This window comes from Rhizobium rhizogenes NBRC 13257 (assembly GCF_000696095.1).
Taxonomy (GTDB): Bacteria; Pseudomonadota; Alphaproteobacteria; order Rhizobiales; family Rhizobiaceae; genus Rhizobium; species Rhizobium rhizogenes.
Genome location: NZ_BAYX01000006.1, coordinates 172252 through 195719 on the forward strand (window position 1 = coordinate 172252; position 23468 = coordinate 195719).

General features: G+C 60.0%; 21 protein-coding genes. 10 read left to right on the plus strand and 11 right to left on the minus strand.

All coding sequences use genetic code 11. The features are described from left to right. Positions 1 to 110: 110 nt before the first annotated feature. Positions 111 to 2303, minus strand: a complete 2193-nt coding sequence (locus RRH01S_RS15025; protein WP_042472501.1) for a TonB-dependent siderophore receptor — start codon at positions 2301 to 2303, stop codon at positions 111 to 113. A 163-nt stretch (positions 2304 to 2466) separates the two neighbouring features. Next, positions 2467 to 3348, minus strand: coding sequence for a helix-turn-helix domain-containing protein (locus RRH01S_RS15030; RefSeq protein ID WP_042472504.1), 882 nt, complete (start codon positions 3346 to 3348; stop codon positions 2467 to 2469). A 572-nt stretch (positions 3349 to 3920) separates the two neighbouring features. Between RRH01S_RS15030 and RRH01S_RS15035 the strand changes: the two genes are divergently transcribed. Next, positions 3921 to 5258, plus strand: coding sequence for an MFS transporter (locus RRH01S_RS15035; RefSeq protein ID WP_042472507.1), 1338 nt, complete (start codon positions 3921 to 3923; stop codon positions 5256 to 5258). Positions 5259 to 5362: 104 nt separating this feature from the next. Here the strand turns inward: RRH01S_RS15035 and fdhA are convergent, their stop codons facing one another. From fdhA to RRH01S_RS15070, 7 genes are all read right to left on the minus strand, one after another. After that, complete coding sequence (fdhA, locus tag RRH01S_RS15040) at positions 5363 to 6553, minus strand: formaldehyde dehydrogenase, glutathione-independent (RefSeq protein WP_007690696.1); 1191 nt, start codon at positions 6551 to 6553, stop codon at positions 5363 to 5365. Positions 6554 to 6879: 326 nt separating this feature from the next. Continuing rightward, entirely contained in the window at positions 6880 to 7947 is a 1068-nt protein-coding gene (locus tag RRH01S_RS15045; protein WP_042472509.1) for an ABC transporter ATP-binding protein, read from the minus strand. A 28-nt stretch (positions 7948 to 7975) separates the two neighbouring features. Continuing rightward, entirely contained in the window at positions 7976 to 8830 is an 855-nt protein-coding gene (locus tag RRH01S_RS15050; protein WP_034515524.1) for a carbohydrate ABC transporter permease, read from the minus strand. Further along, positions 8820 to 9746 (minus strand): carbohydrate ABC transporter permease, encoded by a 927-nt coding sequence (locus tag RRH01S_RS15055; RefSeq protein ID WP_042472513.1) that lies wholly within the window; start codon positions 9744 to 9746, stop codon positions 8820 to 8822. The genes RRH01S_RS15050 and RRH01S_RS15055 overlap by 11 nt, the downstream gene beginning before the upstream one ends. Positions 9747 to 9823: 77 nt before the next feature. Beyond that, positions 9824 to 11038 (minus strand): ABC transporter substrate-binding protein, encoded by a 1215-nt coding sequence (locus RRH01S_RS15060; protein WP_012649735.1) that lies wholly within the window; start codon positions 11036 to 11038, stop codon positions 9824 to 9826. A gap of 85 nt (positions 11039 to 11123) precedes the next feature. Beyond that, positions 11124 to 11909: a DUF4037 domain-containing protein gene (locus RRH01S_RS15065; protein ID WP_042472517.1), complete on the minus strand. Its 786-nt coding sequence runs from the start codon at positions 11907 to 11909 to the stop codon at positions 11124 to 11126. A gap of 22 nt (positions 11910 to 11931) precedes the next feature. Then, positions 11932 to 13254 (minus strand): alpha-L-fucosidase, encoded by a 1323-nt coding sequence (locus RRH01S_RS15070; protein ID WP_007690682.1) that lies wholly within the window; start codon positions 13252 to 13254, stop codon positions 11932 to 11934. A 204-nt stretch (positions 13255 to 13458) separates the two neighbouring features. Here RRH01S_RS15070 and RRH01S_RS15075 point away from each other — a divergent pair, with 204 nt between their 5' ends. Continuing rightward, positions 13459 to 14466: a LacI family DNA-binding transcriptional regulator gene (locus RRH01S_RS15075; protein WP_007690681.1), complete on the plus strand. Its 1008-nt coding sequence runs from the start codon at positions 13459 to 13461 to the stop codon at positions 14464 to 14466. Between the two features lie 234 nt (positions 14467 to 14700). After that, entirely contained in the window at positions 14701 to 15480 is a 780-nt protein-coding gene (locus RRH01S_RS15080; protein WP_007690680.1) for an SDR family NAD(P)-dependent oxidoreductase, read from the plus strand. An 85-nt stretch (positions 15481 to 15565) separates the two neighbouring features. Here RRH01S_RS15080 and RRH01S_RS15085 read toward each other — a convergent pair whose 3' ends face one another. Further along, positions 15566 to 15949 carry a DUF983 domain-containing protein gene (locus RRH01S_RS15085; protein WP_007690679.1) on the minus strand — a complete coding sequence of 128 codons (384 nt, stop codon included), beginning with the start codon at positions 15947 to 15949 and terminating at the stop codon, positions 15566 to 15568. A gap of 160 nt (positions 15950 to 16109) precedes the next feature. Then, positions 16110 to 17513, minus strand: a complete 1404-nt coding sequence (locus RRH01S_RS15090; RefSeq protein WP_042472522.1) for an aminotransferase-like domain-containing protein — start codon at positions 17511 to 17513, stop codon at positions 16110 to 16112. Between the two features lie 355 nt (positions 17514 to 17868). Here RRH01S_RS15090 and RRH01S_RS15095 point away from each other — a divergent pair, with 355 nt between their 5' ends. Genes RRH01S_RS15095 through RRH01S_RS15125 form a run of 7 tightly spaced genes read left to right on the plus strand, consistent with a single transcriptional unit; the run spans position 17869 to position 23458 of the window. After that, positions 17869 to 18351 carry an MSMEG_0572/Sll0783 family nitrogen starvation response protein gene (locus tag RRH01S_RS15095; protein WP_007690674.1) on the plus strand — a complete coding sequence of 161 codons (483 nt, stop codon included), beginning with the start codon at positions 17869 to 17871 and terminating at the stop codon, positions 18349 to 18351. Between the two features lie 59 nt (positions 18352 to 18410). Beyond that, positions 18411 to 19463, plus strand: coding sequence for a Nit6803 family nitrilase (locus RRH01S_RS15100; RefSeq protein ID WP_042472528.1), 1053 nt, complete (start codon positions 18411 to 18413; stop codon positions 19461 to 19463). Next, positions 19390 to 20508 (plus strand): MSMEG_0568 family radical SAM protein, encoded by a 1119-nt coding sequence (locus RRH01S_RS15105; protein WP_042472531.1) that lies wholly within the window; start codon positions 19390 to 19392, stop codon positions 20506 to 20508. Before RRH01S_RS15100 ends, RRH01S_RS15105 begins: the two co-directional genes overlap by 74 nt. Continuing rightward, the gene (locus tag RRH01S_RS15110; protein WP_042472534.1) at positions 20505 to 21047 is read left to right on the plus strand and encodes an MSMEG_0567/Sll0786 family nitrogen starvation N-acetyltransferase; all 543 of its coding nucleotides are present in this window, start codon (positions 20505 to 20507) and stop codon (positions 21045 to 21047) included. Before RRH01S_RS15105 ends, RRH01S_RS15110 begins: the two co-directional genes overlap by 4 nt. After that, on the plus strand, positions 21047 to 22024 hold the full coding sequence (locus RRH01S_RS15115) for a sll0787 family AIR synthase-like protein (protein WP_042472537.1): 978 nt from the start codon (positions 21047 to 21049) through the stop codon (positions 22022 to 22024). The genes RRH01S_RS15110 and RRH01S_RS15115 overlap by 1 nt, the downstream gene beginning before the upstream one ends. Next, positions 22021 to 23178 (plus strand): MSMEG_0565 family glycosyltransferase, encoded by a 1158-nt coding sequence (locus tag RRH01S_RS15120; RefSeq protein WP_042472540.1) that lies wholly within the window; start codon positions 22021 to 22023, stop codon positions 23176 to 23178. Before RRH01S_RS15115 ends, RRH01S_RS15120 begins: the two co-directional genes overlap by 4 nt. Further along, entirely contained in the window at positions 23171 to 23458 is a 288-nt protein-coding gene (locus tag RRH01S_RS15125; RefSeq protein WP_041723345.1) for an MSMEG_0570 family nitrogen starvation response protein, read from the plus strand. The genes RRH01S_RS15120 and RRH01S_RS15125 overlap by 8 nt, the downstream gene beginning before the upstream one ends. Positions 23459 to 23468: the final 10 nt, after the last annotated feature.

The following is a 23468-nucleotide window of genomic DNA, read 5'->3' on the forward strand; positions in this document are numbered from 1 at the left end:
TAGCCTCCTTTTGCATCGCCTTTGTGTTTCAAACGAGGACGAAGATCGCCGTTGGGCGATCCTCGGTTGTCTGCCATAGTGGAGGATTAAAGTATACTTTTATTCTCCACTTACCACTTTTTGCTGAGCTTGAAGGTAATGGTTCTCGCCTCGCCGTAGCCGCAGACATTTTCCCCGGCGCAACCCGCGACATAGGTCTTGTCGAAGAGGTTGGCGACGTTGAGCGAAGCGCCCCAGCCCTTCTTCTCGTAGCGGATGCCGGCGTCGAAGAGTGTCGCGGAAGGCACACGCAGGGTATTGGCCTCGTCCGCCCAGGACTTGCCCTGATAGCGCACGCCGGCGCCGATGCTGAGACCGTCAAGCGCATCGTTGGTGAAGGCGTAGTCGAGCCAGAGAGAGGCTGTGGAGTTCGGCACGAGATAGGGCGAATTGCCGACGACGGAGGAATCGATGTCCTTGGTAATTTCGAGATCCGTATAGGAATAGGAGCCGAGCAGCTTCCAGTTGTCGTCGAGATTGACCTTGCCTTCGAATTCGACGCCGCGCGAGCGAACCTCGCCGATCTGCCGCTGCAGGAAGGTGACGGGGTCGGTCAGCGCCATGTTCTTGCGGTCGATCTGGAAGACGGATGCTGTGAACAGGCCGTCGATGAAGTCGGGCTCATATTTGATGCCGGCCTCATACTGCTCGCCCTTTTCCGGTGTCAGGCCGCCGCCGGTGACGCTGGTGCCGACTAGGGGCCTGAAGAAGGTGCCGGCGCTGACGTAGGGGGTTATGCCGTTGGAGAACTCGTAGGCCAGGCCCGCTCGGCCGCTCGGCGCATTTTCGTTCGAGCGGTAGGTGGTGCCGACCGTTGCGTCGGAATTGGTGTCGACGAAGTCATAGCGGCCATTGAGCGTCAGCAGCCAGCCGCCGCCAAAGCGCATCTGATCCTGCGCGTAGACGCCGAGTTGCTGCTGCGTCAGGACTTGATCGAGGTAGACGAAGTTTGCACCCTGCGCGGTGCCGTAAACCGGGTTGGTGGCGCTGATCGGGTTGGAGCCGCAGCACGCCTGGACCTGGTCGAGCCGGTAGATCGAGTAATCGGTGCCGATCAGGAAATCATGGCTGATGGGGCCGGTATCGAACTTGTTCTCAGCGCGGGTGTCGACCGAGAAAGTATCCACCTTCGAGCGTTCGAAGAAGCCGATGCGGCTCAGCATATAGTTCGGATCGTCATAGGACGGATCGAGCGGATTGCCGTCGACATAACCGTTGAGATAGGGGCCTTCCTCGCGCTTGTAGAGATGGCCATAGCGCGCATTCTGCGACACGGTCCAGCCGCCGTCGAAATCGTGCGAAAATTCGTAGCCGAGCATCTGCTGGGCGTACTTCAGATTGTCGATACTGCGCTCGCCATAGAAGGCGTCGCGCTTGATCTTGCCATAGGGCGCATCGACCACGGTACCAACATAGGGGAAGAAGCCGTTGCCGCTGTGAATCTCGTCAAGGCCGCTCAGCATGCCGTAGACGGTGAGCTTGGTGGAGTCGTCCGGAGAGACGGTGATCTGCGGCATGATGAAGCCGCGCAGATCGTGGGTGCCGTCACTATAGGTATCGCCGCCGGCGACCTTACCGGTCAGCCGGTAGCGATAGACGCCGTCGGCCGAGAGCTTGTCGGAAAAGTCGAAGCCGACAAAGGCGTTGCCGAGATTGTTGATGCCGATCTCGGTGTAATAATAGGGATCGTCGGACGGCTCCTTGCGCACCATGTTGACGAGACCGCCCGGATTGGATCCGCCGTAGAGCACGGAGGAGGGGCCCTTCAACACTTCCACGCGCTCAAGCATGAAGGGGTCGATCTGGAAGCCGCCGAAGCCATAGCTGTAAAGCGTCAGGCCATTCATGAAGACGCCGGTCTGGGTGGCGTCGAAGCCGCGAATATAAAACCAGTCGGTATCGCCGTCATTGCCGAAGGGCTGCGTGGTGACGCCCGGTGTGTAGCGCAGCACCTCGTCGACCTTGTTGGTGATGCCGCGATCCTGCATTTCCTGCCGGCCAATGACGGAGACCGATTGCGGCACCTCGGTGATCGGCGTGTCAGCTTTCGAACCGGCTGTCGTCTTGGTGGCGACATAGCCCTTGACCGGGGCGGTGCCGTTCTTTTCGCTGTCCTTCTGCCCGCCCTGGATGACCAGTGGCTGCAACACCGTCGGGCTCTCTTGCGCCACAACCTGCGCGCTTGAAAGGATCGTCGCGATGGCCACGCCCGCCATCAGCCGCCACATCGATACGTCTTTGCTCAATCCCTGCATGTTCGTCATCAGTCCCAACTTCGCGCCCTGTCGGCTCGACCAAGTGGCCAGCCCCTTAAATAAGATGAGCAATTAACTCATATTTATTGGCGCGGCTTGTCTGATCCTGGGGAAATTGAATATTTTTGGGCAATTCTCCGCGATGTCGGCAATTGCTCGAGGGGTGTGGCATTTAGGCAATCTGGCTTCTCTTCCAGCTTGCCGGGGTGGTGCCGACATTCTTGCGGAAGACGCGGGTGAAATGCGCCTGATCGGCAAAGCCGGTTTCGACGGCGACATTGGTGAGCGGGGTGTCGCCTTTCAGCAGCAACTGCTTGGCTCGCTCGAGCCGTGCCCTGGTCTGCCATTGATGTGGCGGCAGGCCGGTGGAGGCCTTGAAGGCGTGGCTGAAATGCGACTGCGACAGGCCGGTCAGCGATGCCAGCTCTTCCAGCCGGATCGTGCGCAGGCAATTTGCCTCGATGTAGTCGACCGCGCGCCGCAATTGCCAGGTGGCGAGTTCGCTGCGCCGGCGCGGTTGCGGACCCCGCAGCTGCAGCACATTGATCAGCAGCGACAGCGTCAGGCCGTCGCCGTAGAGATCGTGCAGCGGCTCCGGATTTTCGCATTCGGTCGCGATCAGCTCGGCCAGCGCCATCAGCCGTGGATCGGAGAAATGCAGGCGTGGATTGTCGAGACGCGACGGATCGATATCCTCCATCAACCTTTGGCCGATGATGTCGGCATCGAAATGAATATCGAGATGACGTACGAAATCGATGCCGGCAAGATCCGCCCAAAGCTCCATACCGGCGGGAATGTAGGACATTCTCTCGTGATCATAGTCCTGCGACCGGCTTTGGGCGCGGGGCGAAAGCCTGACGCCATTCGTGCCGGAGCCGCGCTGGTCGAGCAAGATAAAGAGGCGTGGATCCTCGGCGACATAATAGCCGCCGGCGCGGGCCGCACAATTGACGTTCCAGACATCGGCGACGATGCCGTTCCATTGCCGCCGGTGGACACCGTCGACAACGGAAAAGCCGCCAATCCTGTTTTGCATCCTTGGCTGAAACATCGTCCCCAGCTCTAAGCTTTGCCGCAGGCAATAATCCTTCTTAATACACTCAAGTTATTATAGCAACAAAATCGCCATGGCAACGCGGTGCGTAAAGGGTCAGTTGGGGCGAAGCTCTGGTGGTTCGTTACAATTTTTATAACGACATGATGATTGACTCATTATACCAGGTGAATTATCACTCCTTCAAATTGGGGAGGGTTGGGGTGATGAGGAGCATGCTTTTTTGTGTCGCCGATATGACGGGTATCGGCTCCCTGGCGATTTGAAGGGATCGCGTCGCGGCTCGGAAAATCGAGGTAAGTGCGGCTGATCCTGACTAGCTGCGTCACTCATCCTTGATGCTCGCGATCTTCGCTGACGAGGCAGAGGCAGCACTGAGAGAGCCGTTCCCGCGTCCTTCGCAGGCAAGCGGCATGCGTTGGATCTTTCGATGCAAGTCCGGGATACGCGCAAGTCACCCTTAGCCGGCACGCAAGCAACCATATTGACCATCTGAAACGAGGCTGTGTTACGCGCCGCGATCGGGGATCGTTGGGAGGCAAAGCCGTATAGGGAGGAAATCGGATATCATGAGTGACCTGCAAACTGGCATTGCCCCTGCGGAGCAATCGGCGCTTAGAAAGATTTCATGGCGATTGGCGCCTTTCATCGGGCTCATGTTCTTCATCAATTTTCTGGATCGGACGGCTATCTCGTTTGCCGGTCCCAATGGCATGACGACCGATCTCGGCCTGACCGCCGCGCAATTCGGCTTTGCCGCCGGGATCTTTTTCCTGGGCTACATCGTTCTCGAAATTCCAAGCAATCTGGCACTCCACAAATACGGCGCGCGGCGTTGGCTGGCGCGTATCATGGTGACGTGGGGTATCGTCGCGCTGCTGTTCACCTGGGTGAGCAGCGCAACGGAGCTCTACACGCTGCGTTTCCTTCTCGGTGTCGCCGAAGCCGGCTTCTTTCCAGGCGCCATCCTCTTTCTAAGCGGCTGGGTACCCTCCCGCCATCGCGCAAAGATCCTGGCGCTGTTCTATCTCGCCCAGCCGCTGACGACCGTCATCGGCGCTCCCGTCGCATCCCTGCTCATTCAGGCGCACGGCGCGTTCGGGCTGGAAGGCTGGCGCATCATGTTCTTCGGCGTTGCCGTTCCTGCCATCATCGTCGGCATCATCACCTGGTTTTACCTCCCCGATACACCAAAGGATGCAAAGTGGTTGACCAAGGCGGAGAAGGATTGGCTGGTCGGTGAGCTTGCAAATGAGGAAAAGGCAATCAGCAAGTCGCACGGCAGCATGGTCGGCAAGGCGCTGACGAGCGGTCGGGTCTGGCTGCTTGCTTTGGTCTATTTCGGAATGATCTACGGCCTTTATGCGCTCGCCTTTTTCCTGCCGACGATTATCGCCGGCTTTGAAGCGAAATTTGCCACCAAGTTCGACGTGTTCGACAAGGGGCTGATTACCGCCATTCCTTACCTGCCGGCGGCAGTCGCCCTGTACTTCTGGAGCAACGACGCTTCGAAGCGTGGGGTACGCACCTGGCACGTTGGCATTCCCGCCTTGGTCGGCGCAGCCAGCATACCGCTGGCTCTCTATATGTCCTCGCCTGAAGCAACGATCGCCGTGATTGCCATAACGGCCTGCGCGATCTTCTCCGCCCTGCCGAATTTCTGGGCGCTGCCGAGCAAGTTCCTGACCGGTGCCGGGGCTGCCGCGGGCATCGCCTTGATCAATACGATCGGGAATCTGGCCGGCTTTGCCGCGCCATACATCACCGGCGCCGTCAAGGACATGACCGGCTTCTATCAGTTGCCGATGTTCATTGTCGGAGCGTTCATGTTGCTATCGGCTATCCTCGTCTTTTCCATCAGACAGCCTCGTTCGCCGGAAGGCGCTTTGAGCCTGGCATCTCGGTAAGCGAAAACGGCGCTGATCGGACACTTCCTTTGATACGAAAATGGCCGGGGCTTTCGCCCCGGCCATTTTCTATGAAGCTAGATCTTAGTCTCTTGTATCAGGTATCAGGCCGCCCTCAGAAGGTCGCCATGCGGATCGAGGACATATTTCGTCGCCGCACCCTGATCGAAGCTTTCATAGCCTTGGGCAGCATCATCCAGCGAGATGATCTTCGCATTGACGATGTCGGCGATCGGTAGCCGGTCGTGCAGGATCGCCTGCATGAGCTGGCGGTTATATTTGATGACCGGCGTCTGGCCAGTATGGAACGACTGCGCCTTGGCCCAGCCGAGACCGAAGCGGAGCGAGAGATTGCCTTGCTTGGCTGCACTGTCGACGGCGCCCGGATCATCGGTGACATAGAGGCCGGGAATCCCGATCGATCCCGCCGCCCGCGTGATTTCCATCATCTGGTTGAGCACGATGGCCGGCTGTTCACCGCCGGAATGTCCGCGTGCCTCAAAGCCGACGGCGTCAATGGCGCTATCGACTTCGTTCGTGCCGACGACTTGAGCGATCATGTCGCCGAGACGGTCGCCCGCCGAAAGATCGATCGGCTCAAAGCCCACTCTCGCCGCATGGGCGAGACGATCCTTGTTGAAGTCGCCGACCATGACGACGGCGGCCCCGAGGATGCGGGCAGAGGCGGCAGCGGCGAGGCCGACCGGACCGGCGCCTGCGACATAGACGGTCGAGCCGACGCCGACGCCAGCGCGAACGGCCCCATGAAAGCCGGTTGGCAGGATATCGGAGAGCATGGTGAGATCGCGGATCTTCGCCATGGCCTTGTCGCGATCCGGGAATTTCAGCAGATTGAAATCGGCATAGGGAATGGTGACGTAACGGGCCTGTCCGCCGATCCAGCCGCCCATGTCGACATAGCCGTAGGCGCCGCCGGCGCGCGACGGGTTCACGGTCAGGCAAACGCCGGTATCCTGCGATTTGCAGCAGCGGCAGCGGCCGCAGGCAACGTTGAACGGAACCGAGACGATGTCGCCGATTTCCAGCATCTCGACATCGATGCCCTTCTCGATCACCTCGCCAGTGATCTCGTGTCCAAGGATGAGGCCGGGCATGGCAGTGGTGCGGCCGCGTACCATATGCTGGTCGGAGCCGCAGATATTAGTCGAGATCACCTTCAGGATAACCCCGTGCTCGATGCGGCGGCCGTCCGGCGCCTCAAGCTTCGGATCGTCAATGTCGCGGACTTCCACCTTGCCGGGCCGCATATAGACGACGCCTCTGTTCCTGCTCATACTCACTCCTCCTATGGGTTTCGATGCATGGATCCCGCCGCCGGCAAGACCGGTGACAAGCTCTCCCAACCGACCTGCCTCCTCTGCAGACCGGCCAACCACGGCGCTTCCGAACGACGCCTAAACGCGGACCGAAGCGGCCCCTTGAACACCATGAGCAGACCACGATGGACGGCGGACAGAGGCAGTGAAAACGACATGAGCGCGGTGCAAAGACGACAGCCCGCGGATTAAGTGCGGCGACGGTACTGCAAACTTATCAGGTGAGGCGATGTGGAAGAGGTTGGTGATTGGCTGATGACGGCGAAGCGTCCCTGATTACCCGTTCAATATAGCCGCTTGCCGCTCGCCGGGTCGAACAGATGTACCTTCTGCGCATCGATCCTGAGCGGGACGGACTGTCCAACCGATACAGACGGACGGTCCCTGACGGACGCGATGATCGATTGGGAGCCGGCCTGCAATTGCAGGTGCGTGTCGGAACCTGTCGGCTCGATGATGGTGACCTTCGCCTGCACTCCGTCCGTGTCGACGGCAATATGTTCGGGCCGGATGCCCAATTGAACGGACTGTCCGATGTGGGCGCGTGCATGATCCGGCAGCGGCCAATGCACACCCTCCGCTGCTGCCAGTTCCGCCGTTCCGTTCCGCTCGACGACCTGACCCTCAATGAAATTCATCGACGGCGATCCGATAAATCCGGCGACGAAACTGTTCGCGGGTCTATCGTAGATTTCGAGCGGCGAGCCGACCTGTTCGATATGGCCGCCGCGCATGACCACGATGCGGTCGGCCATGGTCATGGCTTCCATCTGGTCATGGGTCACGTAGACCATGGTGGTGCCCAAGCGTTGGTGCAAAGTCTTGATTTCCGTCCGCATTTGAACACGTAACTTGGCGTCGAGATTGGAGAGCGGTTCGTCGAACAGGAACACCGCCGGATTGCGGACGATGGCGCGCCCCATGGCCACGCGCTGGCGCTGCCCGCCGGACAATTGCCGCGGGTAACGGTCGAGGAGCGCGGTGATATCAAGAATGCCGGCGGCGTCATTGACCTTTTGTTCGATCTCCTGCCGGCTGCGGCGCGCCAGTTTCAGCGAAAACGCCATGTTGTCGCGAACGGTCATATGCGGATAGAGCGCGTAGGATTGAAACACCATGGCGATGTCACGCTCATTGGGCTCGAAGTCGTTGACGACACGGTCGCCGATTTCGATCTCGCCATCGCTGATGCTTTCAAGCCCGGCAATCATCCGCAGCAGGGTGGATTTGCCGCAGCCCGAAGGGCCGACGAGCACGACGAATTCTCCGTCCTCTGCCGCGACGGATACGCCGTGCAAAACTTCGAGTGCACCGTAGCGTTTGACGGCATTGCGGATTGTCAGTTTCGCCATGTCTTCGCTCCCAAGAGTCTGCAGGCGCCTAGCGCCCACCCATGCCCGCATTGAGGGCGATACTGTTGTAGATGAGCTTCTGGAGGATGATCGCGAGGAAAATCCCCGGAAGCATGGAAAGGGCGGCGCCCGCCATCAGATAGTTCCACTGCGTCCCCTGTTGCGTCTGGAACAAGGTGAGCCCCACCGGCAGGGTAGCATTGTCGGCTCCGGTCATGACGATCAGCGGCCAGAGAAAATTGCTCCACTGCCCCATGAAGGTGAACAGCGACAAAAGCCCGATGGCCGGCATCGACAGTGGCACGATGATGCTGACCAGGATGCGCAGCCGCGAGGCGCCGTCTATCCGTGCCGCTTCTTCAAGTTCCATCGGAATGGAGAGAAAGAACTGCCGCATCAGGAACGCGCCGAAAGTGCCGAAGGCGACCGGTAGGATCACGCCCGGAAAGGTGTTGACCAGGCCGAGCCTGTTGACGATCAGAAACAGCGGAATGATGAGCATCAGCGGCGGCACCATGAGCGTGCCGATATAGCCGAGCAGCAGCATCTCGCGTCCCCTGAATTTCAGCCGCGCGAAGGCATAACCCGAAAGGCAGGACACCACGACGGTGATCGCCGTGACGCAGATGGCGATGATGGCGCTGTTGAGGAAGAAACGGCCGAAGGGCAATCTGGTCCAGGCGGCTGCGAAGTTGCCCCATTCGAAGACCTCAGGCAGAAGACGCACTGGTATCGCCATCACCTCGGCGTTAGAGCGCACCGCATTCGAGACCATCCAGAAGAACGGGAACAGGAAGGCAAGCGCGACCAGAAGCAGCGCGGCGTGATTGAAAATGTCGAGCGCCAGCTTTCGGCGTGCCGTGGCCTTGGACTTAAGCGTCATAGTGCACCCATTTGCGCTGGAGCCAGAATTGCAGGGCTGTCAGCGCCATGATCAGCGCGAACATCACCCAGGCGATGGCTGAGGCGTAGCCCATCTGGAAGTTCTGGAAGCCGCGCTGGTAGATGGCGTAGCCGAGCGTCGCGGTCGATGAGCCAGGCCCGCCCTTGGTCATGACGTAGATCTGGTCGAAGACCTGCAACGAGGTGATCGCCGTCATCACCGTACCGAAGAACAGGGTGGGAGAGATCAGTGGCAACCGGATTTTCCAGAAGCGGTCCCAGGCCGTCGCGCCATCGATCCGCGCGGCTTCCAGATAGGTTGCCGGCACCATGTCGAGTGCTGCGTTGAACAGCACTGTATTGTATCCGATGCCGGCCCAAAGCGAGGTGATGATCACCGCCTGCATGGCCAGCATCCGGCTGTTGAGGACGCCCGAAAACGGCAGCGAGAGCTGCGCCATAAGGCTGTCGAAAAGGCCACCGCTGGTGAAGATCAGCATCCAGACGATGGCAACCGCAATCAGCGGCGTGAAGGTGGGGAGAAAGAAGACCACCCGGAACCATCGCTGGCCGATCTTCAAACTGGAGATCCATGTCGCCAATCCCAGCGATATGATGATGTTGAGGACCAGATACTCGGCGGTGAAGAAGATAGTGTTGCGCATGACCGTCCAGAATTGTGGATCGGTCGTGAACAGCCGCGTATAATTGGAGAAGCCGACGAAACGCGGCGTGCCGAGCAATTGCCAGTTGGTGAAGCTGAGCGCGATCGAAGCAAGGATCGGCAGCACGAGAAACAGGAAAATGCCGATAAGGCCGGGCAGCAGGAAGAACAGGGCTGTCCATCCTTCTCCCCTGAACCACTTTCTGGAACGTGGCCTTGGTCTCGCATTGAGGGCGGTGTGTTTGGCCAGCATTATGGGCCTCTCCTTTCCGGCAAGCGGCCTGCGCTCGGGCCGATGCACCCGGCCGCAGGCCCGCCAGGCGCCGAGGGTTACGGAAGCTGGCTCTGAATGTCGGAAAGCACGCCTTCAGGCGTCGAATCTCCCGTCAACGCCACCGGTACATACTGCATCACCAGGTTCTCGAATTGGTTCCATTTCTCGTTGATGCGGAAGGGGGTCGTGTGGGCGAACATATATTGCAGTGTGTCGCGGGTGCCGGCGACATTCTTGGCCGCCCCGTCATACCAGTAGGTCTGCTGGGCAAGTCGCGCCGGGAGTGCACGGCCGGCTGAGCCCAGGATTTCCGCCGCTTTCGGACCGCTCAGCACCTGCAACGCCTTGAAGGCGGCATCCTTGTGTTGGCTTGCCGCCGAAATACCCCAGCCTGAACCGGCGGTGATGAAGCGCGAGGGGCCGCTGCCACGCGGGAGTGGCGCAATGCCGATCTTGAAGTTGACGTTGGCCTGCGCCGTAATCAGCGTCCACGGACCATCGATATACATGGCGACGCTGCCGGATGCGAAACGGCCGCTGGCCGCCGATGCGTCTGACGCGGAGGCAAAGACGGGAGACAGCTTGTCCTTGGCGGTGAGATCGGCATATTTGCTGAAGGCTTCGACAAAGCCTGCATTGGTCAGGTCGAATTCGTTGTCGGCATTGAAGTATTCCGCGCCGAGCGCAACCGGGCCGGCGATGAAGTCGAAGGCCTGCGTTCCATAGCCGTAAGTCCCGTCCTTGGTCAGTGCCTTGGCCGTGGCCTTGAAGTCGTCGAATGTCCAATCCTTGGCCGGCTCTTTCAGGCCGGCCGCCGCGAACTTGTCGCGATTGTAGAACACCATCCACGGACCGACGTCATAGGGCAACGCATAGAGTTTGCCGTCATGCGAAAGGCCCGACATGATCGAGGTTTCGAAGTCCGCAACCTTCACATCGCTTTTCTTCACATAGTCATCGAGCGGATCAAGGATCGAATAGAAGTTCGGCATACGCATGGACTGCATCGAGACGATATCGGCGACCTGGCCCGATGCGGCTAGAACCGGCAGACGCGTCCAGTAGTCCGTCCAGCCGGAAAGCTGCAGCTTGACCTTGATATCGGGATATTGCTGCGTCACGAGATCGGCCAACTGCTGCCAGAGCTGTGCGTCGTTGGGTTCACCCCACATCTGCCATGTGACGGTGACCGGCGCATTCTGCGCCTCAGCGCCGATGCTGGGCAGGAAACTCGCGGCCAGGGCGGCCGCAAAGACCAATGAGCGTTTCATGATGGTTCCTCCTCCTCAAGGACCATGGTTGCGATGACGGTCGTCAGTGTCCGGACCTCTCCTCCGGTTTGGTCCTGCAGTCTCCTCAGGCTGCGATCAGTGCCTCCAGATCGGCGATCATTCCGATCAGTTCCGTTCGCTGGCGCCGCCAGGCGTCCGGATCGTCTCCCGGTTCCAGAATAGCGGTCATCCGCGACAGGAAATCGGGTGGCAGCAGGTCGAGTTCGGCCGCCATGGGCAGGTTCCAGCCATCACCCGGATAATAGGCCCGGTTGAAGGCAAAAACGGTCTGCAGAATGGCATTGGCCAATTTCCCCGTTAGTCCCACCAGAAAGACGAGGTCACGGCGAACGACCTTGCTTTCATAGTGATAGTCCTTGGCCCAATAGCGCAGAATGTCCATGTGCTGGCGCAGAACCGAGGCCCTGAGTGCCTCGGGATATTGCGCCAGCTGCTGCTTCCATCCCGCCAGCAGGCCGCGTGGATCGGCGATGATCTGCTGGCTGGAAAGGTCCGTCGGCAGATGATAGCCCCATATCGTCCACTCGAAGTTCTTGGGCACCGCAACACCGGCAAGCCAGGTGTCCAGATCTTGTTGCACGCCGGCATAGCGGCGCATCCAGATGCCGTCCATCCGGATCCCCTCGACCTGCCAGCCACGCATGGCCTCCTCGAAGCGCCTCCATGAGCCGGTCTGCCTAAGGTCCGGCCCGCGATAAGCATCGGCATAGACCCGGAAGTCGAAATCCGATTGGGCATCCGATCGTCCCTTGCCGCGCGAGCCGGCCAAAGCGACGGCGCCATTGCCGTCTTCTGCCAGATCGGCGATCAACGGCGTCATCGCGGCAATGAGTTCGTCTTCGCGGCTCATGACAGCACCGACCGGAGGACGCTCAATCCTTCAGGATCAGTTCGATCACCGGAACCACCACATCGGGCTTCAGGACCGGCAATTCGAGGGTCAATATGCCCTCTCCGACGGCAACGCCGATGTTGGAATCCACCTCCGCGTCCGGATCCAGCCAGTGCAGTTCGCTGGCGTCGTGCAGGAACTGCGCGTATTTCACCTTGCGCCCCAGTCCCTCGATATGGATATGCCGGAACGGCCAGGTCTGCACATGCAGATAGAGCCGATTACCCTTCTGGGTAAAGCGGCAGCCGTTCGGCGCCTTGTAGGCGGACGGGCCTGCTCCGTAGATGGCGCGCCCGTTGAGCCGCATCCAATCTCCATAGGTATCGAGCGCGGTGATGGCGCGGGCGTCGAATGTGCCGCGTCCGGTTGGGCCGACATTCATCAAGAGGTTGCCGCCAAGCGAGACCGTGTCGATCAGGATATTGATGAGCTGGCCGGCATCCTTCCAGGTCGTCTCGTCGCGATAATAGCCCCAGGAGCCGCTGAAGGTGTGGCAGGCTTCCCAGCGCACCGGCAGCCCGGCGACGGTCGGCGCGACGCGCGGCGTATATTGTTCCGGTGTCACCAGATCGGGCATGTGATCCGCGTCGCGTGGCAGGTCGAGGCGGTCGCCGATGATAATGTCAGGTTGTAGCTCGCGCACCAGTTTGATCAGGCGATCGCTTTCCCAATCGGCGCGGCCCTTGCCGGGAAGCCCCTTGTGCACGCGGCGGGGATAGCTGAAGTCGAACCAGATCACGTCGATCTTGCCGAATTCGGTCAAAAGCTCGGTCACCTGGTCGCGCATATATTGAGCATAGCGGGAGATGTCACGGCCCTCATTGAGCTTGGCCGCATCGGGATGGTTGCGCTGCGGGTGATGCGTATCGATCGGGAAATCCGGGTGATGCCAGTCGAGCAGCGAATAGTAGAAGCCGACCTTGAGCCCCTCGGCCCGCAGGGCTTCGACGTAGGGCCGGATCAGATCCTTGCCATAGGGCGTATTGGTGACCTTGTAGTCGGTGACCTTGCTGTCCCAGAGGCAGAAGCCTTCATGGTGTTTGGCGGTCAGTACGACATATTTCATGCCGGCGGCGCGGGCACGGCGCGCCCATTCGCGGGCGTCGTAGAGGTCCGGATCGAAATTGTCGAAATACTTCTGATAGGCCTCGGTGGTGAATTCCTCGCGGTTCTTCAGCCATTCGTGCCGTGCGCCAAGCGCGTAGAGCCCGAAATGGATGAACATGCCGAATCTGTCTTGCGTAAACCACGCCTTGCCGTCGCCTGCATCGCGGCCACCACTGATCGTTGCTATGTTGCTCACACCATCCTCCCAAGATTTTGAGCTTTATCGAACCGGTTCGATTTAATCATTGATTCTCTCGTCCCGGATGTCAAGCGCGCTGTTGAAATCGTCTGCCGGCATATTGCTTGTATTCCTGTAGATGTTAGATATGTGACGAAGGGTTGCATGAGAATGTGCCTTCGCCGGATAGGCTGAAAGCGATAGAAGCGGTTCGAAAATCTGATGGCCACAATTCGCGATGTTGCCAAACTCGCAGACGTATCGGTGTCGACGGTCTCACTGGCCTTGAGCAATCCGGCTCGCGTCAGCCCGAAGACTCTTGAAAAAATCCGCCATGCCGTCGCCGCGGTTGGTTTCGTTGCGGATCCGTTGGCGCAGAGCCTGGCGCGCGGACGCAGCCGCATGGTCGGCTTCGTCGTCGGTAATGTCGGAAACCCGTTTTTCGGTGATATCCGGCGCGAACTGGAGAACTACGCGCTCGATCACAGCCATTTCGTGCTCGTGACCGACTCCTCCGGCAAGACTGAGCGCGAAAAGGCCATGGTCGAGCATTTGATCGGTCTCAAGACGGCGGGGCTGGCGCTTGCCCCATCGGGACATGATCAGGACTATGTCGACTTCATCGGCGGATTGAATGTTCCGATCGTCTGTTTCGACCAGAAGGTTGCCGGCATCGAGCGTGACTTCATCGGCTCCGACAACCACCTCGCCGGAGCGATGCTCACCGAACATCTCCTGCAGCTCGGCCACAGGCGTATCGCCTTCATTGCCGGCCCGAGCCATATGCACACTGCGACCGAACGCTATCGCGGTTTTATGGATACGATGGCGAATGCGGGGGTCGAGGTTAACCCGAATTTCGTCGTTGACGGACAGTTCACCCGTACCGCTGGCTACGAAGCGGCGATGCGCCTGCTCATCCAGCCTGAGCGCCCCACCGCGATCCTCGGCGCCAACAACGCGGTGGCACTCTCCGCGCTGCAAGCCATGCAGGAACTGGGCTTCCGTTGTCCCGACGATATTTCGCTCGCCATGATCGACAATGTGCAGTGGAGTTCGGTCATCACCCCACGCATCACCATGGTGGTTCAGGACACGCTGGCGCTCGGCGGCATCATCGCCCGACGCCTCATGCATCGGATCACCAACCCGCAAGGCGCCGTCGAGCCGCCGCAGGATTTCGTGCTGACTCCGAAATTCGTTCCCGGCAATTCCTGCCGCAGGATTTAGAGACCATGTCGGGTGCCGAGATTGGGACGGGATCAGAAGGGGAGAGACTGCCTTATTCGCCGGCTAAGGAGGCAGGCAAGCTGGACGGAAAAAAGAGGTTGGCGGAGCGGTTTCTTATGGCAGAATGGACGTGGCAGAGCATTTCGTCAGCATGGCGGGCTTCTTTGCCTCTGGGAGTTTCGATTGTGCGGCATTGTAGTGCCGTAACGTCGATGGCGGACAAGGGAAGAGCGAATGGACCTTCATCTCAAGGATAAAGTTGCAGTCATCACCGGTGGCTCCAAGGGCATTGGCCTTGGGATCGCCAAGGCTTTCGCGCGCGAGGGTTGCCATGTCGTGATCACGGCGCGTACGGCTGCCGAAGTCGAAGGTGCGGCCGCAAGCATTGCAAGCGAATTCGGCGTCACGGCCCGCGCCGTCGCTTCCGACGTTTCCTCCGCGGAGGGTTGCCAGGCGATCGTGGATGCCGCGGCAAAACTTGGCGGCGCGGACATCTTCGTTTCGAACGCCGGCACCGGCTCCAACGAGACCATCGCAAATGCGCCCGATGAGAAGTGGCAGTCCTATTGGGATTTGCACCTTATGGCGGCCGTGCGGCTCAGCAGAGCGCTCGCCGACCAGATGGAGGCCAAGGGCGGCGGCGCGATGCTCATGAATGCATCCATCTGCGCGGTGCAGCCGCTCTGGTACGAACCGATTTACAATGTCACGAAAGCAGCACTTCTGATGTTCGGCAAGTGCCTGTCGGTCGAGATGATCAAGCGCAATATCCGCGTGAATGTCGTCAATCCCGGCCTTATCCGTACGCCCGACTGGGAGAAGACGGCCCGGGAACTGGCAGGAGACGGCTGGGAGGGTTATCTGCAGAGCGTCGCGGACGAACATGCCGATATCCGCCGTTTCGGTTCGGTTGAAGAGCTTGCGGACTTCTGTGTCTTCATCTGCTCTCCCCGCGCATCCTATAGCGTCGGCTCGGCCTACCATGTAGACGGCGGGATGCTGGCGACAGTTTGAAGCCAGCCTTTCTGATGCCTTTGAGTCTCGCCGTCATCCGCCGATTACCATTGACGGATGATGGCGCAGCTATCCGTGCTTACATCTATTGAGATCTGACGACCCGACCCTCTTCGGCCTTGTAGAAGAACTGGCTGGCCACGAGCCAGCCTTTGAGTGGCCTCAGAGGCGGAATGCATGTCGCCAGCATGAACGGTAAAGTCAGCAAGGCATGCACCCAGATCGGCGCGCTGTACTGAACCTCAAGCCAGACGGCGAGAAACACGCTCGGCACACAGGCAAAGCAGATGACAAAGAAGGCCGGCCCATCGGCGGGATCGGCAAAGGAATAATCCAGCCCGCAGACCTCGCATTCCCTGGCGATGGTCAGAAATCCGTTGAACAGATGACCCTGGCCGCAACGCGGGCAGCGCCCACGCAGCCCGGTCTGCAAGGGTGAAAGTGGCGGCCAATCCATGTCGGCGGACATCTCGGTAACTCCTGTTGAAATGAATGCATTCAATGTCGTAATTGATTGCATTCAATATAGATGCGCTTTAGTGAAGTGAATGTCCACTCGACATAATGACGCATCCGGCCGCCAACAGGGGGCGGCGCATTTCGCTTTCAAAATCAGGTGTGTGGGCAGGTTAGAAAAACGATCCGGTCATCTCGGGCGGTCCTTCGAGCGCATGAGCCATGAATTCGATGGCGCTGCGCAGCTTTTCGCGGCTGATCGGACCGCCGAGGCAGATACGGACTACTTCCGGGGCCGGGCCTTCGACGGTGAATGCATCGCTGGCAACGACACCGAGGCCGGCGGCGTTCATGTGGCTGCCGAAGGTGGAGCGAGTCCATCCATTGGTCAGCGGCAGCCATATGTTGAAGCTCAGTGGATCGGCCTCGAAACTGCCGGGGGGCAGGAGGGAGGCGACGAGCGTCTGGCGAGCGGCGGCTTCCGTGCGAATGAAGCGAAGGATGGTGTCTGCGGTGCCGTCGTCGATCCAGCGTGTCGCAAGTGCCGCCATCAGCGGCGAGGCCATGACATTGTTGGCGCGCATGGCGCTTGCGAATGGCCAGGCAGCCTTGGTGTCGGGTGCCACGACATAGGCCAGGCGCAACCCTGCACCGATGCATTTTGCCAGTCCGCCGATGTGCCAGGTGAGGTCCGGCGCCATTGTCGCCAGCGGCGGCGGCGCATGTAGCGGAATAAAGCCATAGGCATCATCCTCGACGATCGGCACATGATACTTGCGGGCTATGGCGCAGATTTCCTCGCGGCGCTTTTCGGGGATCGTCACCGTCGTCGGGTTCTGCAGGGTCGGGTTGAGATAGAGCGCCTTTGGCGCAAGCCGTCGGCAGGCATCGGCCAGCGCATCGGGCAGGATGCCATGCGCGTCCATTGGCAGGCCCGATAGATTGAGCCGCAATTGAGCTGATATCGAGCGTATGCCGGGGTAGGTGATGTTCTCGGAGAGAATTGTTTCGCCGGGCTTGGCCAGCGTCCCGAGGATGGCAAGCAAGGCGGGATGAGCGCCCGGCGTAACGAAGATCCGCTCCTGTGACGGTACGAGGCCGCGCCGGCTCAGCCAAGCGGCGGCGGCATCCTTGTCCATGCTGGAGCCGCCAAAACCCTGATAGCGCAGTAGCGGGATCATGTTGGCGGCAACGGCGGAAAGTCCCTCTTGCATGCGGGCAATCAGCTCGGGATCGTCTGTCTCCGGCGGCATGTTCATCGAGAAATCGACAATTGATGTCCGGCGTGGATCGGGCGCCAAGGCCGAGGTAAAGCCGCGGCGGTCCTTGTCTTGGCCGCCGGTGACGAATGTGCCGCGGCCCACTTGCGTATCCACCAGTCCGCGTTTTCTGGCTTCGATATAGCCACGGGCGACCGTGGTGAAATCGATGGAGAGGCGCTTGGCCAGTTCGCGTTGCGGCGGCAACCTGTCGCCGATGACCAGCCGACCGCTTTTCAGGTCTATTTCGATGATATCCGCGATTGCAGCATAGCGTGGGCCACTGCTCAGGCTCAGGTCGGGAAGCCAGTCTCTCATTGCGCTTAGAATCCATGCTCTTTTTATATTGACTGTATATTGTTGCGTATTTTCATTGTCATCAGCAATTTCTCTGCATCAGGCAGATCTTGAAGTCTGTTGGCGTCAAAACAGTAAAGGCGCTTTAAATTGAATGCATATTGAATGCATTCATATCGTGCAATGTTGCACGGTTTTTGCTCTCCCGATTGCTCCTCCATTATGCTGACTCAAGTTGCAATTTAAAAATTGAATGTATAATTGAATGAATCAATGGTGATTTTGACTGTAATTTGTGCAGCATCAACTTGGCACGGTGATTGCAACATCCTGTTCGTACCCCACACCGAAATCGGGACAGAAACAGGAGCCAGCAATGCCCGCAGTCACAACACCAGCCCATGCCGACGGCGATTTCTTCGTTGATTATGAGGAAAAGGTCTTCGAGGACGTCCAGGCCAAGGCCGGCGACAAGGCCCTCATCACCTTTCACACGGTTGCCTTCGAGGGATCGATCGGCCTCGTCAACCTGCTGCAAGCCAAACGGCTGAAGCGCAAGGGTTTCGAAACAGCCGTGCTGCTCTACGGTCCGGGCGTGACGCTCGGCGTGCAGCGTGGGTTTCCCAAACTCGGCAGCGAAGCCTTTCCAGGCCATCTCAATTTCAACAACCAGATCAAGGGTTTCATGGAAGAGGGCGGGAAGGTCTATGCCTGCCGCTTCGCGCTTCAGGCGCTCTATGGCCATGGCGAGCAGGCGCTCATCCCGGGGATCATTCCGATCAGTCCGCTCGACGTGCTTGATCTGATCCTCATCCATCGCCGCGACGGTGCCTTCATCCTCGATACGTGGACGCTCTGACCGGGCCGGGTGGCGGCACTTGTGCCGCCACCCATCAAACATGCGCAAAGGAGTTCGCCATGCAGAAAAAGTCGACCGTCCGGGTCGCAGCCGTCCAGATTGCGCCGGATCTGACATCGCGGGAAAAGACGGTGGCACGCGTGATCGAGGCGATCGCCCAGGCATCCGCCAAAGGCGCGGAGCTTGTGGTTTTTCCCGAGACCTTTGTACCGTGGTATCCATATTTCTCGTTCGTGTTGCCCCCGGTCTTGTCCGGCAAGGAGCACCTGCGGCTCTACGAAGAGGCGGTGGCAGTACCGAGTGCGACCACAAGAAGCGTGGCGGCCGCAGCTCGTGAACATGGCATCGTCGTGGCGCTCGGCGTCAACGAGCGCGATCATGGCACGCTCTACAATACGCAACTGCTTTTCGATGCCGATGGCAGTCTGATCCTGAAGCGGCGCAAAATCACCCCGACCTTTCACGAGCGGATGATCTGGGGCCAGGGCGATGCCTCGGGCCTGAAGGTCGTCGACAGCGCCATTGGCCGCATCGGCGCGCTGGCCTGCTGGGAACACTACAATCCGCTTGCCCGCTATGCGCTGATGGCACAGCACGAGGAAATCCACATTGCCCAGTTTCCGGGCTCCATGGTCGGGCCGATCTTTGCCGATCAGATGGAGGTGACGATCCGTCATCATGCGCTGGAAAGCGGCTGCTTTGTCGTCAATGCCACGGGATGGCTGACGGATGATCAGATCGTTTCGATCACGCCGGATGCGGGCCTGCAAAAGGCGCTGCGGGGCGGCTGCATGACGGCGATCATTTCCCCCGAAGGCAAGCATCTCGTACCGCCACTCACCGAAGGCGAGGGCATCCTCGTCGCCGATCTCGACATGAGCCTCATCCTCAAGCGCAAACGTATGATGGATTCGGTCGGCCACTATGCCCGGCCCGAGTTGCTGCACCTCGTCATGGATGCACGGCCGGCCGCGCCGATGAGGACATCGACCATACCCGACGCCTTCCCCGGCGAGACATTGACAACCGACATGACCGATGGAGAACAGGATGCGTCTTTCGACGGAAACGCTGATCAACGAATTGCAGTCCTTCGGAGCCCGGCTGGTTGATCCCAAGGCCGGCCAGGAAAGCCGGCGCGGCGGAGCGGGGCCGTCCGACCACAAGGCGCTGACCATCGACGGCATGACCGTCATGGTACCGGTGCACACGGCGCCGGCCTTCGAAAGTCCTTATCTGGTCGAGAAGCCGGATGAGACGGGCAGGAGCCGGATCAGTCGCGATGGCACCGTCATCGGTGAAGTGTCCTTTCCGCTCCGCCCGAGATTTTACGAACGCTCGACGACGGAGGGTATTCCCTATTCGCAGATCGCGGTCCTGCACGGCAAGGACGTGCTGGCGACAACCGTGCTGCAAACCTGCATCCGCTACCAGAGCCGCACCAAGACCTGTCAATTCTGCGCCATCGGCCAGTCGCTGGCGGCTGGAAGGACGATCGCTCACAAAACGCCGGCGCAGCTGGCCGAAGTGGCGAAAGCCGCGGTCGAGCTGGATGGCGTCAAGCATATGGTGATGACGACCGGAACGCCGAGGGGCGACGATCGCGGCGCCGCTGTGCTCGCCGAAAGCGCCAGGGCCATCAAGGCGGCCGTTGACTTGCCGATCCAGGCCCAGTGCGAGCCGCCGGAGGACGATATCTGGTTCCAGCGCATGAAGGATGCCGGCGTCGATGCGCTCGGCATGCATCTCGAAGTCGTGACCCCTGAGATCCGCGCCCGCATCATGCCGGGCAAGGCGCAGGTCGGGATCGAGAAATACATGCGGTCCTTCAAGGCGGCCGTCGAGGTTTTCGGACGCGGTCAGGTCTCGACCTATATTCTTGCCGGGCTCGGCGATACACGCGAGGCGATCCTCGAAATTTGCGAGGAATTGATCGCAATCGGCGTTTATCCCTTCGTCGTGCCCTTCGTGCCGATCTCCGGCACGCCGCTCGAAAGCCATCCTGCGCCGAAGCCGGAATTCATGCATTCGATCCTCGGCCCGTTGTCCCGGATGTTGGTCGCAAGCGGTCTGAAGGCCGTCGACATCAAAGCCGGTTGCGGCAAATGCGGCGCCTGCTCGGCCCTTTCCACCTATGAGAGGACGTTGACGCCATGATTTTCGAACCGTTCTCAGCGTTCAACGCCAGCGAATACATGGTGAAGTTCACCACATCGGCCTGGGAGCGCCGTGAGGCCTATGCGCTTCGTCGCGATGTTTTCTGCAAAGAGCAGGGGGTATTCAGGGACGATGATCGCGACGGCATCGACGAATACGCGATCCCGATCGTCGCCCTGTCGATGATGGGGGTCGCAGCCGACCGCGTGGTGGGCACGGTCCGCATCCATGAGGAGGAACCCGGTCTCTGGTGGGGTTCGCGGCTTGCCGTTCATTCGGATTTCCGGGCGATCGGCGCGCTGGGCACGACGCTGATCAAGCTTGCGGTTTCCTCCGCCAATGCCTTTGGCTGCCACACATTTCTCGCCAATGTGCAAAGCCAGAATGGCCTTCTGTTTCGCCGTCTGCATTGGGAGGTTCTGGACGAGTTCGAAATCCACGGAAAACCGCATCTGCGGATGAAGGCCGATCTTTCCTACTATCCGCCTTGCCGCACGCCGGAAACCGGCTTTGTCGCGCTGCCGAAGAGGGCGGCGTAATGAGTGGAGACCTCGACATCTCCGCTTTTGCTGTGCGGCTGGCTGCGACTTCGGGCATAGCAGCCAAGCAGGATATCGGCTTTGCGGCATCGAGCCTCGGGCTTGCCGGCCAGCCTGTGGCTGTCGGTGACGATTGTGCCGCGATTGCCGATGGCGACGGCTATCTGCTGTTCGCCATCGAAGGCTTCATCAATGAGTTTGTCGCCATTGACCCCTGGTTTGCCGGCTGGTGTGGCGTGATGGTCAACATTTCCGATATCGCCGCCATGGGCGGCTGGCCGATCGCTGTCGTCGACGCGGTCTGGGCCGATGGAGAAGCGGGTGCGAAACCGGTGCTCGAAGGCATGCGCGCCGCAGCCAGCACATACGGCGTGCCGATCGTCGGTGGCCATACCAATATCAGAACCGACCGGAGCCAGTTGTCCGTTGCCATCCTTGGCCGGGCCAGAAAGCTGCTGACCAGTTTCGATGCAAAGCCGGGCGATGTGCTGGTGGCGGCCGTCGATCATCGCGGTGCTTACCGCGAGCCGTTCAGCAATTTTCAGGCGGCCATCGGGGCGCCCGCGGAACGGCTGCGCGACGACCTGAACATCCTGCCGGAGATCGCAGGGGCGGGGTTGGTGCTGGCGGCCAAGGATATCAGCCAAGGCGGCATTATCGGCACGGCGATCATGCTGGCGGAATGCTCCGGGGTCGGGATCGACATCGACGTTAAGGCTATTCCCTTGCCGGAAGGCGTAAGCCTCGACCGCTGGCTCGTCACTTTCCCGAGCTACGGCTATTTGCTGTCGGTGACGCCTGACAAGGTCGATGCCGTCATCGAACGGTTTACAGCGCGCGGCATTGCCGCTGCCGCCATTGGCGGGGTGAAGGCCGGAAGCGAAGTGGCGATCGTCGACAAAGACGCGCGCGCGGTCGTGCGAGATCACGCGGCTGAACCGCTGCTGCAGCTCGGCCGTGTGGAGTTGCCCGCATGAGCCGGTCCTTGCGCATTGCCATGCTGACCCATTCCACCAATCCGCGCGGCGGCGTGGTCCATTCCATGTCGCTTGCCGAAGCGCTGACCGGTCTCGGCCACGAGGTCGTGCTGCATGCGCCGGATGCGACAGGCAAAGGTTTTTTCCGTACGCCGTCCTGCGAGGCACTCTGCATTCCGGTCGAGGCTGCATTGTCCGACATGACGGATATGGTCGAGCAGCGGATCGCCGACTACGTACGGCATTTCGAAAGTCCGGCGACCCGATCCTTCGATGTTTATCATGCCCATGACGGTATCTCAGGCAATGCGCTGGCAACCCTCAAGGCACGCGGATTGATCCCTCGTTTTGCCCGCACGGTGCATCACATCGATAGCTTCGCCGATCCGCGTCTTATGGCATTGCAGGATCGTTCGATCGATCTTGCCGACGCGCACTTCTCGGTCAGCGCGACATGGCAAAAGGCCCTGCGCAATGACCGTTCAATCCTTGCGACTAACGTTGGAAACGGTGTCGACGCCGAACGTTTCACGCAAGTGTCCGCAGAGAGGACCGACGCGTTGCGTCGGAGGCTTGGATTACGGGACGGGCCGATCTTTCTTTCGGTCGGTGGCGTCGAGGCGCGCAAGAACACGATCGCCATTCTCGAGGCATTCCGTCAGGTGCGCGTCCTGCATGCTGATGCGCAACTCGTCATCGCCGGCGGTGCGTCGCTGCTCGATCATCGCGGCTATTACGGCCGCTTCCAGCAAGCGCTTGCCGCCATGGGGAGCGAGGCCAATTTCGTTCATGTGGTCGGCACCGTCGCGGACGAGGATATGCCCTCGCTCTATCGTCTCGCCAGTACGCTGGTGTTTCCATCCTTAAAGGAAGGTTTCGGACTCGTCGTTCTGGAAGCCATGGCAAGCGGGGTGCCTGTGGCTGTCTCGTCGATCGCTCCCTTCGACGAATATCTCGGCGAGGACGATGTCGTCTGGTGCGATCCGGCCAAGCCTGCGTCCATTGCCGATGCCATGGTCGTATCGCTGATGCCCGCCGTTCACACGGCACTCGGCAGGCGCGGGTATGAGGTCGCGGCGCGCCATAGCTGGAGCAGCGTCGCCGCCGCCCACCTTCCCGTCTATCACGGTCTGTTGGAGCATGCCCATGCCTGAAATGCGCTTTGTCATCACCTGGCCCGACGGCCGCAGCGAGGAATGTTACTCGCCCTCGCTGGTCATTCGCGATTTCCTGGCCGAGGGCGAGAGCTATCCCGTTGCCGATTTTCTCGACCGCAGCCGCAAGGCGCTGACGATCGCCAGCGACCGGGTCGAGGCAAAATATGGCCATCCCTGTTCTCTGGCGCGCGGCCAGCTTGCGCGCATCGAGCACGCTGCCGTCACCTATCTCCCTGACGCGGATGCCCGCGTCCGCTGTGAAACCTTCATTCTCTAAAAGGAAAAGC

Excerpts from the sequence above, each read along its gene's own strand:
- RRH01S_RS15065 (WP_042472517.1), bottom strand. The coding sequence starts at position 11,909 with ATGAGCCGCGAAGACGAACTCATTGCCGCGATGACGCCGTTGATCGCC.
- RRH01S_RS15055 (WP_042472513.1), bottom strand. The coding sequence starts at position 9,746 with ATGCTGGCCAAACACACCGCCCTCAATGCGAGACCAAGGCCACGTTCC.
- RRH01S_RS15085 (WP_007690679.1), bottom strand. The coding sequence starts at position 15,949 with ATGTCCGCCGACATGGATTGGCCGCCACTTTCACCCTTGCAGACCGGG.
- RRH01S_RS15080 (WP_007690680.1), top strand. The coding sequence starts at position 14,701 with ATGGACCTTCATCTCAAGGATAAAGTTGCAGTCATCACCGGTGGCTCC.
- RRH01S_RS15025 (WP_042472501.1), bottom strand. The coding sequence starts at position 2,303 with ATGACGAACATGCAGGGATTGAGCAAAGACGTATCGATGTGGCGGCTG.
- RRH01S_RS15050 (WP_034515524.1), bottom strand. The coding sequence starts at position 8,830 with ATGACGCTTAAGTCCAAGGCCACGGCACGCCGAAAGCTGGCGCTCGAC.
- fdhA (WP_007690696.1), bottom strand. The coding sequence starts at position 6,553 with ATGAGCAGGAACAGAGGCGTCGTCTATATGCGGCCCGGCAAGGTGGAA.
- RRH01S_RS15115 (WP_042472537.1), top strand. The coding sequence starts at position 21,047 with ATGAGTGGAGACCTCGACATCTCCGCTTTTGCTGTGCGGCTGGCTGCG.
- RRH01S_RS15035 (WP_042472507.1), top strand. The coding sequence starts at position 3,921 with ATGAGTGACCTGCAAACTGGCATTGCCCCTGCGGAGCAATCGGCGCTT.
- RRH01S_RS15045 (WP_042472509.1), bottom strand. The coding sequence starts at position 7,947 with ATGGCGAAACTGACAATCCGCAATGCCGTCAAACGCTACGGTGCACTC.
- RRH01S_RS15090 (WP_042472522.1), bottom strand. The coding sequence starts at position 17,513 with ATGAGAGACTGGCTTCCCGACCTGAGCCTGAGCAGTGGCCCACGCTAT.
- RRH01S_RS15030 (WP_042472504.1), bottom strand. The coding sequence starts at position 3,348 with ATGTTTCAGCCAAGGATGCAAAACAGGATTGGCGGCTTTTCCGTTGTC.
- RRH01S_RS15095 (WP_007690674.1), top strand. The coding sequence starts at position 17,869 with ATGCCCGCAGTCACAACACCAGCCCATGCCGACGGCGATTTCTTCGTT.
- RRH01S_RS15075 (WP_007690681.1), top strand. The coding sequence starts at position 13,459 with ATGGCCACAATTCGCGATGTTGCCAAACTCGCAGACGTATCGGTGTCG.
- RRH01S_RS15105 (WP_042472531.1), top strand. The coding sequence starts at position 19,390 with ATGGAGAACAGGATGCGTCTTTCGACGGAAACGCTGATCAACGAATTG.
- RRH01S_RS15100 (WP_042472528.1), top strand. The coding sequence starts at position 18,411 with ATGCAGAAAAAGTCGACCGTCCGGGTCGCAGCCGTCCAGATTGCGCCG.
- RRH01S_RS15110 (WP_042472534.1), top strand. The coding sequence starts at position 20,505 with ATGATTTTCGAACCGTTCTCAGCGTTCAACGCCAGCGAATACATGGTG.
- RRH01S_RS15120 (WP_042472540.1), top strand. The coding sequence starts at position 22,021 with ATGAGCCGGTCCTTGCGCATTGCCATGCTGACCCATTCCACCAATCCG.
- RRH01S_RS15125 (WP_041723345.1), top strand. The coding sequence starts at position 23,171 with ATGCCTGAAATGCGCTTTGTCATCACCTGGCCCGACGGCCGCAGCGAG.
- RRH01S_RS15060 (WP_012649735.1), bottom strand. The coding sequence starts at position 11,038 with ATGAAACGCTCATTGGTCTTTGCGGCCGCCCTGGCCGCGAGTTTCCTG.